The sequence below is a fragment of the Paenibacillus sp. FSL M7-1455 genome (assembly GCF_038004655.1).
In the GTDB taxonomy this organism is placed as follows: domain Bacteria; phylum Bacillota; class Bacilli; order Paenibacillales; family Paenibacillaceae; genus Paenibacillus_AQ; species Paenibacillus_AQ cookii.
Map to the genome: position 1 here is coordinate 3,126,024 of NZ_JBBORO010000001.1, position 14,071 is coordinate 3,140,094.

General features: G+C 51.6%; 13 protein-coding genes. 5 read left to right on the forward strand and 8 right to left on the reverse strand.

The features are described from left to right. Positions 1 to 34: 34 nt before the first annotated feature. From NYE48_RS14450 to NYE48_RS14460, 3 genes are all read right to left on the reverse strand, one after another. Positions 35 to 1,384, reverse strand: coding sequence for an amino acid permease (locus NYE48_RS14450; RefSeq protein ID WP_212951261.1), 1,350 nt, complete (start codon positions 1,382 to 1,384; stop codon positions 35 to 37). A gap of 25 nt (positions 1,385 to 1,409) precedes the next feature. Next, a complete protein-coding gene (locus NYE48_RS14455; RefSeq protein WP_340999156.1) occupies positions 1,410 to 2,228 on the reverse strand; it encodes a sugar phosphate isomerase/epimerase family protein in 819 nt (272 codons plus the stop codon). Positions 2,229 to 2,427: 199 nt separating this feature from the next. Beyond that, a complete protein-coding gene (locus NYE48_RS14460) occupies positions 2,428 to 3,426 on the reverse strand; it encodes a DMT family transporter (protein ID WP_340999157.1) in 999 nt (332 codons plus the stop codon). Positions 3,427 to 3,558: 132 nt separating this feature from the next. On the opposite strand from NYE48_RS14460, the gene pdxR reads away from it, so the two are divergent. Both pdxR and NYE48_RS14470 read left to right on the forward strand, forming a co-directional pair. Beyond that, on the forward strand, positions 3,559 to 4,950 hold the full coding sequence (pdxR, locus tag NYE48_RS14465; RefSeq protein WP_340999158.1) for a MocR-like pyridoxine biosynthesis transcription factor PdxR: 1,392 nt from the start codon (positions 3,559 to 3,561) through the stop codon (positions 4,948 to 4,950). Between the two features lie 379 nt (positions 4,951 to 5,329). Next, positions 5,330 to 6,229, forward strand: coding sequence for an SDR family oxidoreductase (locus NYE48_RS14470; protein ID WP_212951255.1), 900 nt, complete (start codon positions 5,330 to 5,332; stop codon positions 6,227 to 6,229). A 171-nt stretch (positions 6,230 to 6,400) separates the two neighbouring features. Here NYE48_RS14470 and NYE48_RS14475 read toward each other — a convergent pair whose 3' ends face one another. After that, positions 6,401 to 6,802, reverse strand: coding sequence for a DUF6843 domain-containing protein (locus NYE48_RS14475; RefSeq protein WP_340999159.1), 402 nt, complete (start codon positions 6,800 to 6,802; stop codon positions 6,401 to 6,403). Between the two features lie 510 nt (positions 6,803 to 7,312). Here NYE48_RS14475 and NYE48_RS14480 point away from each other — a divergent pair. The 3 genes from NYE48_RS14480 (at position 7,313) to NYE48_RS14490 (ending at position 9,960) form a co-directional block, all read left to right on the forward strand. After that, positions 7,313 to 7,951 carry a helix-turn-helix transcriptional regulator gene (locus NYE48_RS14480; RefSeq protein ID WP_341000663.1) on the forward strand — a complete coding sequence of 213 codons (639 nt, stop codon included), beginning with the start codon at positions 7,313 to 7,315 and terminating at the stop codon, positions 7,949 to 7,951. 109 nt (positions 7,952 to 8,060) lie between these two features. After that, positions 8,061 to 8,546: a hypothetical protein gene (locus NYE48_RS14485; protein WP_340999160.1), complete on the forward strand. Its 486-nt coding sequence runs from the start codon at positions 8,061 to 8,063 to the stop codon at positions 8,544 to 8,546. A 331-nt stretch (positions 8,547 to 8,877) separates the two neighbouring features. Beyond that, entirely contained in the window at positions 8,878 to 9,960 is a 1,083-nt protein-coding gene (locus NYE48_RS14490) for a hypothetical protein (protein WP_340999161.1), read from the forward strand. 53 nt (positions 9,961 to 10,013) lie between these two features. Here NYE48_RS14490 and NYE48_RS14495 read toward each other — a convergent pair whose 3' ends face one another. From NYE48_RS14495 to NYE48_RS14510, 4 genes are all read right to left on the reverse strand, one after another. Beyond that, the gene (locus NYE48_RS14495) at positions 10,014 to 11,405 is read right to left on the reverse strand and encodes a sensor histidine kinase (RefSeq protein ID WP_340999162.1); all 1,392 of its coding nucleotides are present in this window, start codon (positions 11,403 to 11,405) and stop codon (positions 10,014 to 10,016) included. Between the two features lies 1 nt (position 11,406). Further along, entirely contained in the window at positions 11,407 to 12,093 is a 687-nt protein-coding gene (locus NYE48_RS14500) for a response regulator transcription factor (protein ID WP_036715429.1), read from the reverse strand. Positions 12,094 to 12,323: 230 nt separating this feature from the next. After that, positions 12,324 to 13,178 (reverse strand): IS3 family transposase, encoded by an 855-nt coding sequence (locus NYE48_RS14505; protein WP_081872853.1) that lies wholly within the window; start codon positions 13,176 to 13,178, stop codon positions 12,324 to 12,326. Positions 13,179 to 13,198: 20 nt separating this feature from the next. Then, positions 13,199 to 13,888, reverse strand: coding sequence for a helix-turn-helix domain-containing protein (locus tag NYE48_RS14510; protein ID WP_340997487.1), 690 nt, complete (start codon positions 13,886 to 13,888; stop codon positions 13,199 to 13,201). Positions 13,889 to 14,071 lie beyond the last annotated feature (183 nt).

The following is a 14,071-nucleotide window of genomic DNA, read 5'->3' on the forward strand; positions in this document are numbered from 1 at the left end:
TTTTATGACAATCATTTTTTGCAAGAAAGGAATGTTAAGCCACGATATGCGGGTTGTTGTCTTGTTCCCTTTTCCGGCCGTATTTCTTTTCCCAATAATAATAGACGGGCAGGCCGGTGGCGATGACGATCAATGCCGCGATCATCCCCTGGAGCGGAGCCCAAGTAAACGTTCCCCAAGCGAGCCACGCCGCTCCAAGAATGGCCAGAATCGTCGTCACTCTCCACAGAGGCATTCGGTAGATCGGCTGATAATCCTCCCTCTTCCGGCATTTATAGACGGCCGCAAAGTCCAAAATGTTGATGACCAGCTGGATCAGCGTAAAATACCCGAGCAGCGAAGTTAAGTCGCTGAAAAACACGAGGATGCAAGCATACGTCACCTGGGCCAAAATCGAAAAACTCGGCGTTTCATATTTGGGGTGGACCTTGGCAAACCGCCGAAAGAACAGCCCGTCTTTGGCCATGGCATATTCCAGGCGGGGCTGGAACATGATGCAAGAGCTTAAGGAACCTAGAATGACGATGATGGCCGTAACCGCCACGAATGGGGACGCAATGTTGGCCAACCCCGGAATATAGCCGACGGCATCGGACACGGCGGCGCTGGAGCCCAGCAATTTGTCAAAAGGCATGAGCCCCGTGATGCACACCGAAAGCAGCGTGTATAACCCCAGGACAATCAGCACCGAGCTAATCAGCGCTTTCGGCAGCACTTTGCCCGGATTCCGGATTTCCCCCGCCATGAAGCAGATCGACGCCATGCCTGTGTATGCCCAGGTGGTGGCTGAGATGCCGCCAATCAAGCTGCCCTTAGCGGAGCCGGGCGCGGGAGTGTAGGAAAAGTGGTCGTAGTTCATGTACATCAAGCCTAAAACGATGACGATCAGAAACGGAATGATTTTGATCAGCGTAATGACGACTTGAAACCGTCCCCCCTCTTTCACGCTGCGGTAATGAATGGAGGTGATGAACAGAATGATCGCGATTCCCAGCAATTTGCCGGCAATCCCCGTAAAAAACGGGAAGAAGCTTGCAAGATACGTGACGATCGCCAGCGCCATGATCGAAATGGACGGAGGGTCAAGCGCCCAGAACGTCGCCCATCCGTAGAGGAAGGCAAGCGGTCGCCAGCCCGCCTTGTTCAGATAAACGTAACCGCTTCCATTTTCGGGATAGGCCGTTGACAGCTCCGCCAGCACCATAACCTGCGGGATGGCGATCACGCCGCCGATAATCCAGGCCAGAATCGATATCGAGGGCAATCCCGCCGCTCTGGCCACGTCTCCCGTCGAGACGAAAATCCCGGAGCCGATCGTCGTTCCCACGGCCAAGGCCAAAGCGGACCAAAAGCCCAACTTCCTAGTCAGTGTGCCATTACTCATCGTGAGTTCCTCCAAATCAAGATGATTAGATGCCCAGTTCCCTTATTTTTCGGACCGAATGCATGACGGTATCGTGCGGGTCCTGATAATAATGAAATCCCATGATTTCCAAAGTACAGGTGCCTTGATACCCATGCCTCTTGAGACTGTCAAGATAACCTCTCCAATCCAGCGCCCCGTCGTCCAAAGCCAGATGAGCGTCCGTCGCTCCGTCCCCGTCGATCAGGTGGAAATGGCACAGCTCCGGCAGCGTGGAGAAATAATCCTCCGGCGTCTCCCCGGCCAGCTGCATCGCGACGGTGTCGATCATTCCCTTTAGTGCCGGTGACCGGATCTCGTCCATCATGCTTTGAATGCCTTTGACATCGGTGATGAGGTTCGATTCGAAGCGGGTCAAAGGCTCCAAAGCAAGCATGACTCCCTCCCGCTCGGCCAGCTTGGACAGTTGACCGATCGAGTCGGCGGCATACTTCCAGGATTCCTCGACGGTTGCATGAAAGCTCCCGATTCCGGAAGTGACCAGCATCATGTCGGCGTCCAACTCCAGCGCAGCGTATACATTTTCGACGAAGTAATCCACGCTTTTCTGCCGCAATTCCGGATCGGAGGCCGCGAGATTAAACGGATATACGCATTGTTCGGGGGTATAGCAGACCACCTTCATGTTTCTTGACCTGAGCTCCTTCCTAATGCGCCTAAATCGGCCAATCCCTCCCCGATACACGTAAAAATGGGGTTCGCCTGCCCACAGCTCAATGTGTTCTACGCCCAGCTCTGTCATGGAATCGAGAAAATGCTCGAACGGATAATGCCTGTACGTAATGTTCATTCCTGCAATATTCATGGCTCCACCTCCTAATGAAAACGCTTTTAATTGTTATGTCTTGTATTATATTCAATCAATACATTAATTTCAATCCATTTCGCAAAAAAAATCCCGTCAAAAGTTCCCTGAAGGAGGAAAAACTGATGACGGGCGCAACTTCGGAAATTTTGAAGGCTGGAGTTATTGGGCATTTGGCTTGTGACGTTCGCCGCTGTACTTAGTCTTTTGCTTGATAAGACGCCATCCGGTTTGACGGGTTGTTACCCTTGGGCGACGTTATGGACCGCTGCGCCTTCTCCGCTTGCGAACCGGTACGCATGCTGCCGATCAGGACCATTCCAGCTATGACCAGCAATCCGCCCATCCATTGATGCCAACCGGTCTCTTCTTTCAGCAGCCAGACGGATAATATCAAGGCCGTAAACGGCATCATGCCCGAAAAAGCGGCGGCCGTCGATGCGCTGCAGCGCCGGATTCCCGCATACCAGCAAACAAACGCAAGCGCGGTCACAACCGGGCCATACCAAACTAAAGCCAGCCACTCCTGCCAGCCGATCCCCGCCAATGACGCCAGCGGATGCTCCGACAAGCTCGGGATGAAGCTGATCGTCCATGCCATCGCGGATACCAACACGGTCTGCACGGCCGGATGAATGTTTTGTTGTTTATTGACGCGCAAGGCAGCAGCCGCTCGGGAAAGGACATTAAACAACGACTCGCACGCCGCGGCGCAAAGGACCAGAAGATTTCCTTGGAGATGTTCATAAGTAAAACGGCTGCCCGGCAAAAACAAACCTTGAATAAGCAGGATCCCGAAAACCGTGCAAAGCACCCCGAGGATGCGCGTGACGTTCGTCTTCTCGCGCAGCAGCAGCATGGCGAACAGGACGGTGATCGCCGGGGTTGCGCCCGTCAATATTCCAGCCTCCGACGAGCTTGTCCGGGCGAGCCCAAGGAGCAGAAACATCCGGAACAAAAAGACCCCAAACACCGCCTGGCTGAACAGGAGGACCCAATCCCTTGCCGCGAGCGAACGAATCGTCCTAAGCAGCTTCCTTGAGCAAAACGGCAGCAGACAAACCAGCGAAATCAGCAGGCTTACGGATGTGATCGTAAACGTCCCCAGATCCCCGTTCACAAACGTTGCGGCGACGACGGAGGTGCCGGCCAGCCCGAATGCGCACCCCAAATAAAAAAATCCTTTCATACGTTCCATCTGCTTCACTTCCCCCGAAATAGTGGTTTGGATCCAAAATGACTGTTACAATCATAGTGGAATATACTGGTATGCAAAAGAACCAGTTCGGCAATAGATTTTACGAACCAGTTGGAGGACCGCATGTGGGGAATGAATTTGAATCGGAACCTGGATATTTCATTGAAGCGGCAAATTTACCAAAACTTAAGGGATCAGATGTTGGCCGGAACGCTGAAAGCGGGCGACCCGCTTCCCTCCACGCGCGAATTGGCCAAGGCGCTTTCCGTTTCCCGGAATACCGTGAACGAAGCTTACGAAATGCTGATTGTCGAGGGTTACGCGGAAAGCCGGCAAGGGGCGCCCACCCGGGTGGCCGAAGGGCTGATCCTGAACCGGGAACGGAACGATGCGGCAGGAACGCGGAGCGAACCGGAGGCTGCGCCTTTAATCCGGGCCGATTTTAAGACAGGCCAGCCGGATTTGCGCCTGTTTCCGCGTTATGTTTGGCAGCGTGCTTTCCAAAAGGCATTGAGCGGGATGCCGGCCGATTTGCTCGGTTATACCGGACCTCAAGGTTTGCTCGAATTGCGTCAAGAGATTGCCTCCTGGCTTATGCGAAGCAAAGGAATCGCCGTCGATGCCGGAGACATATTCATTACGGCCGGCGCCACGCAGGCGCTTCACCTGGTTTCCGACCTTTTGTATGCGGAACATCAATTCATGCTGGTCGAGGACCCGTGCAATATCGAGATGATTCAGACGTTCATCCGGAAGGGATACACGGTGGTCCCCGTGCCGGTGGATGCGCAAGGAATCCGGACCGAGACCTTATGCAAAGGGCAGCCCGGTCCGGTATACGTCACGCCTTCGCATCAATTTCCTCTCGGCGGCATCCTGCCGGCGTCAAGGCGGACCGCTTTGATTCGTTTCGCCCGCTCCTGCGGCAGTTACATCGTCGAAGACGATTACGACAGCGAATTCAGGTATTACGGGGAACCCGCGTCCCCCCTTTATGCGATGGCTCCCGAGCGGGTCATCTACATCGGAACGTTCAGCAAAGTTCTTTTTCCCGCGCTCCGCATCGGTTATGTCATTGTCCCGCGGGAACTGCAGAAGCGCTGGCGCAGGCTGCGCACGTATACGGACGTCCAGAATCCACCGTTTGAACAAGCCGCGTTAGCCGAGTTTCTGCGTACCCGAACATTTGACCGGCATATCACAAAAATGCGGAAAATATACAAGCAGCGCCGCCAAATTCTTTTGGATTCGCTAGGAGATTGTTTTGGGGACGGGTGGCGCCCCTGGGGGGATGCCGCGGGTCTTCATCTGGCCGTCGAATTTGACGGGATGGTTTTTAACGATGCTTTCCGGGACGATGCCCGCCGGAACGGGATCCGCATTGCGCCGGTGGAACACCACTGCCTTCGGAAAGGCGAGCATCATAACAAGCTGCTGTTAGGGTATGGCCATCTGGAGCCGGAGGATATCCGCTCAGGAATTTATCGGCTGCGCGAGTTCATGAAGCAGGCTAAAGATTCATAGAAAAAAAGATCCCATCATTCAAGAAATCAATGGGATCTCCGGTTCTCAGGCGCATTCGCTTCCAAAAACCCCGTAATCGCAGCCAGGATCATTTTACCGATCCCTTTCTTTTGATGCTCCGGCTTTGGTCAGCTTAGGATATTTCACTATATTTGTGAGGAGATATGTTTCGAGGAACCAAAAATCTGCGAATCTGCAATTGTAACATAATGACCAGGCCGTTCTACATAAAATTACAAAGCCATCGGGAACCGAAAAAACGGAAGGACCCGTCGTACCCACAAGTGTGTGTACCCGTCTCCGTCCCATGTTCACCGTTTTTTACGAGTTCGACATCTTCTGGAAGCAGTTAAAACCGTTCCAAGGAGGAAAATTGGGCATGTATCCATCTTACCCGTATTACGGCTCGGAGGTGCAGTGCAAACAGGTCCCGATCACGTTTCCGCCGCAAAAGCAGGATCGGCAGCCGGGAATTGAATCGGTCATGAACCCTCGACCTATCGCTGAAAATCCCTATTATAAGGGATCCGGAAAACTTGCGAACAAAATCGCGGTGATAACGGGAGGAGACAGCGGGATTGGGCGCGCCGTCTCGATCGCATTCGCCAAGGAAGGCGCGGATGCGGCCATCGTCTACTATAACGAACACCAAGATGCAGCCGATACGAAAAACAGAATCGAGCAGCTGGGAAGACGGTGTCTTTTAATTTCTACCGATTTGAAGGAAGAAAAAGCATGCCGTGAGGCGATCGGACAAATCGCCGGTTTTTTTGGCAGAATCGACGTTTTGGTCAATAACCATGGAGTCCAGTTTCCCCGGAAAAGCATCCTTGACATATCGGGGGAACAGCTTGAATTCACGTTCCGCACCAACATCTTCTCCTTTTTTTATTTGACCCAGGCGGCGCTGCCTTATATGAAGGAAGGAAGTTCGATCATTAACACCGCATCCGTGACGGCTTATCGAGGAGAAAAAACGTTGATCGATTATTCTTCGACAAAGGGAGCCATCGTATCGTTCACGCGTTCGTTATCCCTGAATTTGACAGACCAAAAAATCCGCGTCAACGGCGTCGCGCCCGGCCCCATATGGACTCCGCTCATCCCGGCTTCTTTTTCTCCGGAACGGGTCAAACATTTCGGCGTAGAGGTGCCCATGAAACGAGCGGGGCAGCCTTTTGAGCTGGCACCCGCCTATGTTTATTTGGCCTCTGACGATTCTTCGTATGTATCGGGTCAAATTCTTCACGTCGGCGGCGGCGAAATGGTCGAATCATGATATGAGCTTTCGCCCTATCCAAACCGAAATCCAATGGATAAGACCGCTTTGACGAAGCTCAAAAAGCGCCTCCCGGCCCGTGGAAGACGCTTGTTATCGAGCACATAAGTTCCTTCAGAAAACGAAATACCGAACCGGGGACGCTGCCGTCTTTTTCGAGGTACCGCCGATTCAGCGCGCCCCGTCCGTTTCTTCTCCCCAGACCCTGAAATTTTCGCTGCACGTCGTACGCGTGACTTTCAGGTATTGGTGTCTCGTAATGTTCGAACCGATTTCGGAGGCGCCGTTTCCTTTCACATGAATGCAATTTTCAGGGATCGGCGTTCTCTTCCCGTCTTTCCCGACATAAAAATATTGGTCCGTTACCGTTCCGTATTCCATGTCCGGATTGGAGGTATCGTAGGTCCCGTCCGCCCGGATCGGAATGACATCGTATTTGCCTTCTTTTGCAAGCCTTGGCGCGCCCGCAACGTTGTAATTGACCTGTATGTCGCCCTCGAAACCTTCAGGTATCAAAAATAGGTCGTCCGTCGTTGTCGTTTTGGTCAAGGAAGCAACGGTAATCCCTAACATGATACTGACTCCAATGGCCGTGATTATCGTACCCCAAATAAACCTATGACACGGTACATCTTCCCCCTCTCGCCATCGATCCTTGAAAGCAAAGCCTTTACTTGATAGTACTTTTTTTCACTTGCAGATTCCAGCCGATTCCCTGCGCCGGCCAATGGGCCGTCCATCGGTTCGAGACCTATTGGAACAACCTCCATTCGGATGCAAGGTGCCCGTACTCGTTAAACGCTTTTTGGTTTGGGAAAGTTGCGGAACATATCATGGATATCCGTCTCTTTGGAATTTCAAAAAAACAAACTCTTCCCCGCAAGCGGGAAGAGTTTGTCGCGACAAACCTTCGCGTAATTTATTAGCGGTTTTCTATGGCTTCATCGGATGATCGAATGCGCTGTTATTCAAAAGCATCCGTAACCGCGCCTTTAGAAGCCGATGTTACCAATCGGGCATATTTGGCGAGCACGCCAGAAGGCTGGTTCGGCTGTTCGCCTTGTTACGGAATAAGCGGGCGATATCTTTTTTTTGGATTTGACGCAAAAACATCAATATCACACCAACCCCCACGATCCTTGGGAGCTGATATGGGTCCGCTTCGACGGGGTCCAGGCCAAAGAATATTTCGATATGCTCGGCGGTATGGACGACCCCATTTTCCGTACGGGTGATCCGGAGCGGATGAAAAAACATTTCGCGGATCTGTTCGAGTTGTTTCAAAACCGACCGGCAGGCATGGAATTGAGCGCATCATGCATCCTTACGAACATATTGACCGACATGGCGCTTGGCAACATTGACCGGATCACGACGCGGCTGTCGAATCCACGCCTTGGGTACCCGAGCGAGATCCAAACCGCCGTTTCCTATATCGAAAGCCATTACTCATGCCCGCTTAAGGTCGAAGACATCGCCAATCACGTGCATTTAAGTCCCTATTATTTTTCGCGGCTGTTCCGCAAAACGACCGGCTGCACCGTCATGGAATACATCATGAAACACCGGGTGCAGGAGGCCAAAAGGCTTCTCGCCGACCCCAGCCATGAAATCGGGACGGTCGCGGAGCTTGTCGGTTTTTGCAATCACAGCTATTTCGCCAAACTGTTCGCCAGGCATGTCGGGGTATCGCCCAGCAGGTATCGTCAATCCATTCGGTAGGCAGCTTAGGACATCAACCGCTTATTGGAATGATTTATCGTGACATGGCTTGGGTTTTCCATTACGATTACTTTAATGATATTGAACTAAAATACAGGCGGAAAATGAAATGTTACTTGTACTGAAACTATTGAACATCGGAGTCAACCTGATTGTTGCTACCTTCATGGGTTCATGCATCATCATCGGCTTCGTCTTTTTTCTGATCGGTTTTCAAGGAGAGCGGTTATCCAAGCTTGCAAAAGGTAAACAGACCCGCATTGATCTGATCAAAATCTTCTCTACCCTAGGCATTTTAGCCGTTATTTTGCTCCTTTCCTTCGAAAGCTTGCGGACGACCGGCCACCTGGCGTTTGCCTCCCCGGATCCGGAAACGGCACGCCAGGTAGGCGTGAAGCTCATGCTGCTCGGAATGGCCCAAGGCGCATGGTTTTTCGTTTCGCTGAAATGGCTCCTCCCGCTTGTATTTGATCCCGTGAATCTAAACAAGAAACAAACCTGCGTGGTCATCACCGCCCCGCTGCTCAACCTTCTTGCAGGTCTGTTCACGTTTCTTCGCGCCGGAACCTTCAAGGACGCTCCGTTCTGGTTCTGAGAGTTGAACCCCGAGCCGTGTAGGGCTTTGGGTTCTTTTTTTTGCGCCGAAAGCACCAAACGTCTCCCATTGAGAGGCAGGACAAAATGATAGCGTTTTCATAAAAATACCAACAAGTAAACCTTGCGAGAGCTATGGGGGGAATTGGCCGAAAGTCCCCTCTTTTCGTAAAAGAGGACAATGGAACAATTCAAGCCGCGAAATGATTCTTTAGCATCAGAAGGCAAAAAAAGGAATGTGCCCCATGCCAGCGAAGATCTTAAACATCCGAAAACAATCGCATGATCGCCACCTGGAAGGATGACAAACCAAATTCAGGAGGGAAAATGAGATGAAAAGATCGAAATGGCTGCTTCAAATCGGACTGTTGGGCACCTTGTTTTTGTCGGGATCGGCGACGGCGCTGGCCGAAGAGGCCGAGCTTGTGCCGATCGAATCGCTGAAACCTGCTGTCCCGATGGACAAACCGGTCCTGACCGGTACGGGCGGTCCCCTGATTCTGAGCGACTCGCCGGAATCCCCGAAGACGGAAGGCGCGTATTACCGGGACTCGGTGACGGGATCGTTCCGGGTGTTTTGGCATCATCAAAATATGACCGGCGAACCGCTTACCGTGGCCGTGGCGGTGACCAACGAATCCGATGAGCTCGTCATGCTGTTTTCGAACGGAATCGGTCTTGCCACGGACTATTACCCGGACGTTGCCGGACAAAACGCGCTTGCCGATTTCATGGGCGACCAAGCGGCGCAGAAAAAGGAAGCGATCCTGCAGCCGGGCGAAAGCTACTACCTGACCGCCCAAACGGAACATACGCATACCGCAAGCGGCATCGCCAATTTTACCGCTTATACGCAGCAGGGGCATAAGGACGCCAAAGTGACGGTCACGACGCTGGGTTATAAGGAACAGCCGGCCAACCCGATCGACGTTCCGATCCTGCCGAAGGACATGCATGTCCGCGGCACTTTCCCGCATATGGACCGGACCGGCACGCTTCAGTACAACACCTCGAGCGGCAACTCGCTGATCCGCATCTCCTCGGCGGCCTACGGCCCATGGAGCGACAGCATGCCGGGCGAGTATGAGGAAGGCTGGAACGCGGTCGACGGCGGTACCGCCATCAACAACGGGAACTATGGCGTCATGTACCGCCTGAACGTCGCCATCCATAACGAAGAGGACGCGAAGCGGGTCATCTCGGTATATGATAACCCGTCGGGCGGCGCCGGGCATTACGTCATCGGCTGGGGCAAGGACCTGCTGCAATCGCCGTTCGTAAACTACCAGAAAGCCTGGAAATTCACCGAGTTCACGGTCAACAAAAAAGGCAAGACCGTGGCGGCCGAACTTAGCCTGACCGGCGGCGCCGCCGGACCTCAGACGCTTTATTTTACCAATCGCGGCGCGAAGTGATTCGAGTCCTCATGGAGCATATCAGGCTCCCGGTCAAAATAGACGCAAGGAGCTCAAGGCACGAATGCCCTGGGCTCCTTTTTAGCGTTGCTTGCCTCTGCACATATGTTTGGCGAATCCGAATCGGCCGCAGGCATAAAGCCCGTCAGCAGCGCCCCGCCTTCCGGATGATTCCCCGCCTCCAGATCGCCTCCATGCCTGCGGACGATTTTCTGCGAAATGGTTAACCCTAACCCGCTGCCTCCGGTCGAACGGTTTCGGGAACTTTCGCCGCGGTAAAGAGGTTCAAATACCCGCTCCAACTCTTCCGCAGAAAAGCCCGGCCCCGTATCGCGAATCGCAAATTTGACCCGATCTCCATCTTTAGCGCATTCGACGCGAATTTCGCCACCGGGAGGCGTGTGCCTGACCGCATTATCAAAAAGATTGCTCATAGCCCGCTCCAATAAATGCCCGTCGCCGCTGACGAAGCAATTTTCCTCGGCATAGCTCGATATCGAAATGCTTTTTTGCCGGGCATACGGATTCACGCTTTCGACGGACTTCCGGAGGACATGGCTCAGATTCACGATCCCGTTGTTTAGTTTCGTATCCAGGTATTCCATTTTGGCAAATGCAAACAGGTCCTCTACCAGCCGGTCCAATTGCGCCGATTTTTCCTTGCAGACCGCCAAATATTTGGCCATTTTCTCCGGCGACCTTGCGATGCCTTGCTCCAAACCGTCCAGATACCCCCGTAAAGCAAAAAGCGGCGTCCGCAAATCATGCGCGACGGCTGCGACCACGAACCGCCGTTCTTCTTCCAGTGCCGCCTGTTTCCGGGAGGCTTGCTCAAGGCCCTCCAACATGACTTGAAAACCGTCGCGCACTTCGGCGATTTCCGCGATCCTGGAGCCGGGCAGCCGGACGTCCTCATCCCCTGCCGCAATCCTCCTTGCCGCCAAGCTCATTTTTTCCAAGGGCTTCAGCAAAAATCTTCGCATCTCCATTCCGACGACAAAAATGGCCAGCAGCAATCCGGCAAGGATCGACATCCCCCCGACTCCGAGGGACTTTGGCATGTAAATGGCAACCTTTCCTATCAATCGGCCGTTCTCGATGATTGAAAATCGTTCGGCCGCCGACATCGTTCCGCGCCGCGCGGCATTCGACCGGTATATTTCCCGGCCCGAGGCGGATGTGATGACCGCATCCATCTTTGCTTGCCGCAGCTGCGCATCCAGTCGGCGCTGCCATTCGGGGTCTTGCCATTCCCCCGGGTTCGATTCGATCATGCGGATCGTTTCGTTCAAATTTCTTTGCTGAATTTCGTTTTGCGGCCCCTGTTTAGAAAAACTAAACGTGTTGGTTTCCATAAAGTGAGCCGTCACATAGAAAATCCACGGCACCGTAAGGATGAAGAAAAAGCAGAGCAGCGTAAACGTACGAATGCGAAGCGTTCTCATGTTATCCTCCCTCGAAGCGGTAGCCTACTCCCCAGACGTTAACCAGGAATTGCGGGCTGTTCGGGTCCGCCTCGATCTTCTCCCGCAGCCGGCTGAGATGAACCCGAATCGTATGCTTATCTCCCACCCCGTCCCAAAACTTGGCAAGCAGTTGTTCATATGAAATAACATGCTTGGGATGTTCGGCAAACAATTTCAACAACTCATATTCTTTCGGCGTCAGTACGACGCTTTGACCGTCTACCAGGACTTCCCTGGCCGTAAGATTCAGCTTGAGGCGGCCATAGTCCAACATCTTAGCCTCTATAGGCTGCCGGTTAGACGATCGCCGCAATACGGCTTTCACCCGGGCAACGATCTCGCCGGGCGAAGCGGTTTTAACGATATAGTCGTCGCCGCCCAGGGTCAGCCCCCTGATCTTGTCCACATCGTCTCCGCGGGCGCTCAAAAAAAGGATCGGAACGCTGCTTTCCGCCCGAATCCGCCGGCAGAGCTCAAAACCGTTTTGTCCCGGCATCATGATATCCAAAATCATGCAGTCTATCGCCCCCTGCTCGAACGCGGCCCATGCCTGAGCGGAGTCGTATGCGGTTATAACATTAAAATTGTCATTTTCCAAAAAATCCCTCAAAAGTTCGACGATACTCGGGTCGTCGTCTACGACCAGGATCGTAGGCAAATCGCTCATGAACATCCCACCTTTGCGTTCTAGTTTACCATGTTTTCCGGGGGCATCTCATGGTAGTTGATCGTTTGTGATGAATTGTTTATTGTTTCGTGACTTTTGGATGCGGGAAAAACGAAAAAAGCAGCCGACCGCTCTGGATTGAAGTGCTCCCTGTCAAGTGGACAGTGTAAAAAAACAAAAATAGTTTATCTAGATCCCTCAGTTTGTTTAACGGAACTGAGGGATCTTCCTTATGCAACTCGCCTGTATTCGTTGGGTGACAGACCCTCTAAACGTTCTGTATAGCGATGGTTATTGTAATAGCGAATATAATTGCTAACATCTTTCAGGACGTCTTCATAGGTATCATGCTTTGTAAGATAATAACTTTCCGATTTATAAGTACCCCAAAAGCGCTCAATAGGTTGGTTGTCCAAGCATCGGCTCACACGAGACATGCTTTTCATAAATCCATACTTTAGTTGGAGCCGATTATACTCGTGGGACGTGTACTGGAAACCTCTGTCGCTGTGTAGGAGTGGGGTTACACCGGGATTCTTCTCATAAGCCTGCTTCAGCGTATCCACCACGAGTTTAGTGTTGTTGGAATGGCTTAATACCCATGAAACAATGGAGTTATCATATACATCGATAATGGCGCTTAAATAGGCTTTGCGGCCATTTCCATACTTCAGTTCTGTCACATCTGTACACCACTTTGTATTTGGAGACTGGGCCTCAAAGTTACGGTTCATTACATTTTCAACGACATGGGTCTCTGGGGCTTTCATATAGCTTGGTCGTTTCTTACGAATGACTGCTTTGAGGCCAAGCGCACGCATAATTCGGTAATAGCGCTTTTTGTTGTACTGCTTTTTGAGCTTTCGGTTTAATTGAGTACGCATTTGGCGGTAGCCAAGTATTCCGTTTCGCTTGTCATAACGAAGCTTTACTTCTTTGGCTAGCACTTGAATTTCAAGTTCCTTGGTAGATGGCGTCCAACCTAACCACTTGTAATAGGCAGATCGAGCAACCCCTGCTAACGCACACAACTTCTTAATTGCGTAACCTTTTTCTTTGTTCAGTTCTTGAATCGCTTGATACAAGTTTACTTGTCGAACAAGGGTTAGCGTGTATTTCGTCGCTTGATCTCCGCCAACTTTTTTGCGAAGGCATTCTCCATCTCCAGGTATTCGTTTCGAGCTTCTAATTCCTTGATCCGCAGCTTGAGACGTTCATGCTCATCCAGTTCCTCTACAGGCTTCTTTCGACCGCGATTGTCCTTAAGAGCATCTTCACTGCCTGCTTGATACTTCCGAACCCAGGCATACACTTGCTGATAAGATACACCGTACTTTTCGATGGCTTTCTGATAATCCAAACCATTAGCGATTGTATATTGCGCAATTTCAATACGTTCCTCGTAAGTTGTTTTACGTCCTTTGTTCATTTGAGATAGTCCTCTTCCTTTAAGAGTAGGTTTTAATTCTATCTCCTTAGTATACTTGTTAATCCATTTCCGCAACACACTGTTGCTGGAAATACGATGCTTCCTTGTCGCCTCTTCAAGGGAGCAATGTCCAAATAACACATCCTGAACAGCAGCAATTTTCAATTCCCTTGAATACGTTTTCCATGTTCTCGATTCCCCCAATCCATCCAAACCATCTGCTCTGTATTTTCTTATCCACTCTCTAACTGTGTGGGAACTAACCCCTAGTTGTCTCGCTTCATAGTTTGGATTTGACCTGTGCTCCAGGCATCGCTGTATGGCATGCAGTTTCGTTTCAGTTGAAGTTGAACTTCTTTTAGACATAGAAATACTCCCATCATTGCAGTAGTAGAAGTTTTTATTTTTTCTACTGTCTACTATGATGGGAGCATATCAGATCGACTGCCTGTGCCTTATTTATCAAACGATCGCCTCCCTAAAACAAGTCGGGAAATCGGATGTTTTTATGTCGAAAATCATTTTTTTAGTAGTACAAGAGGTTCCCCT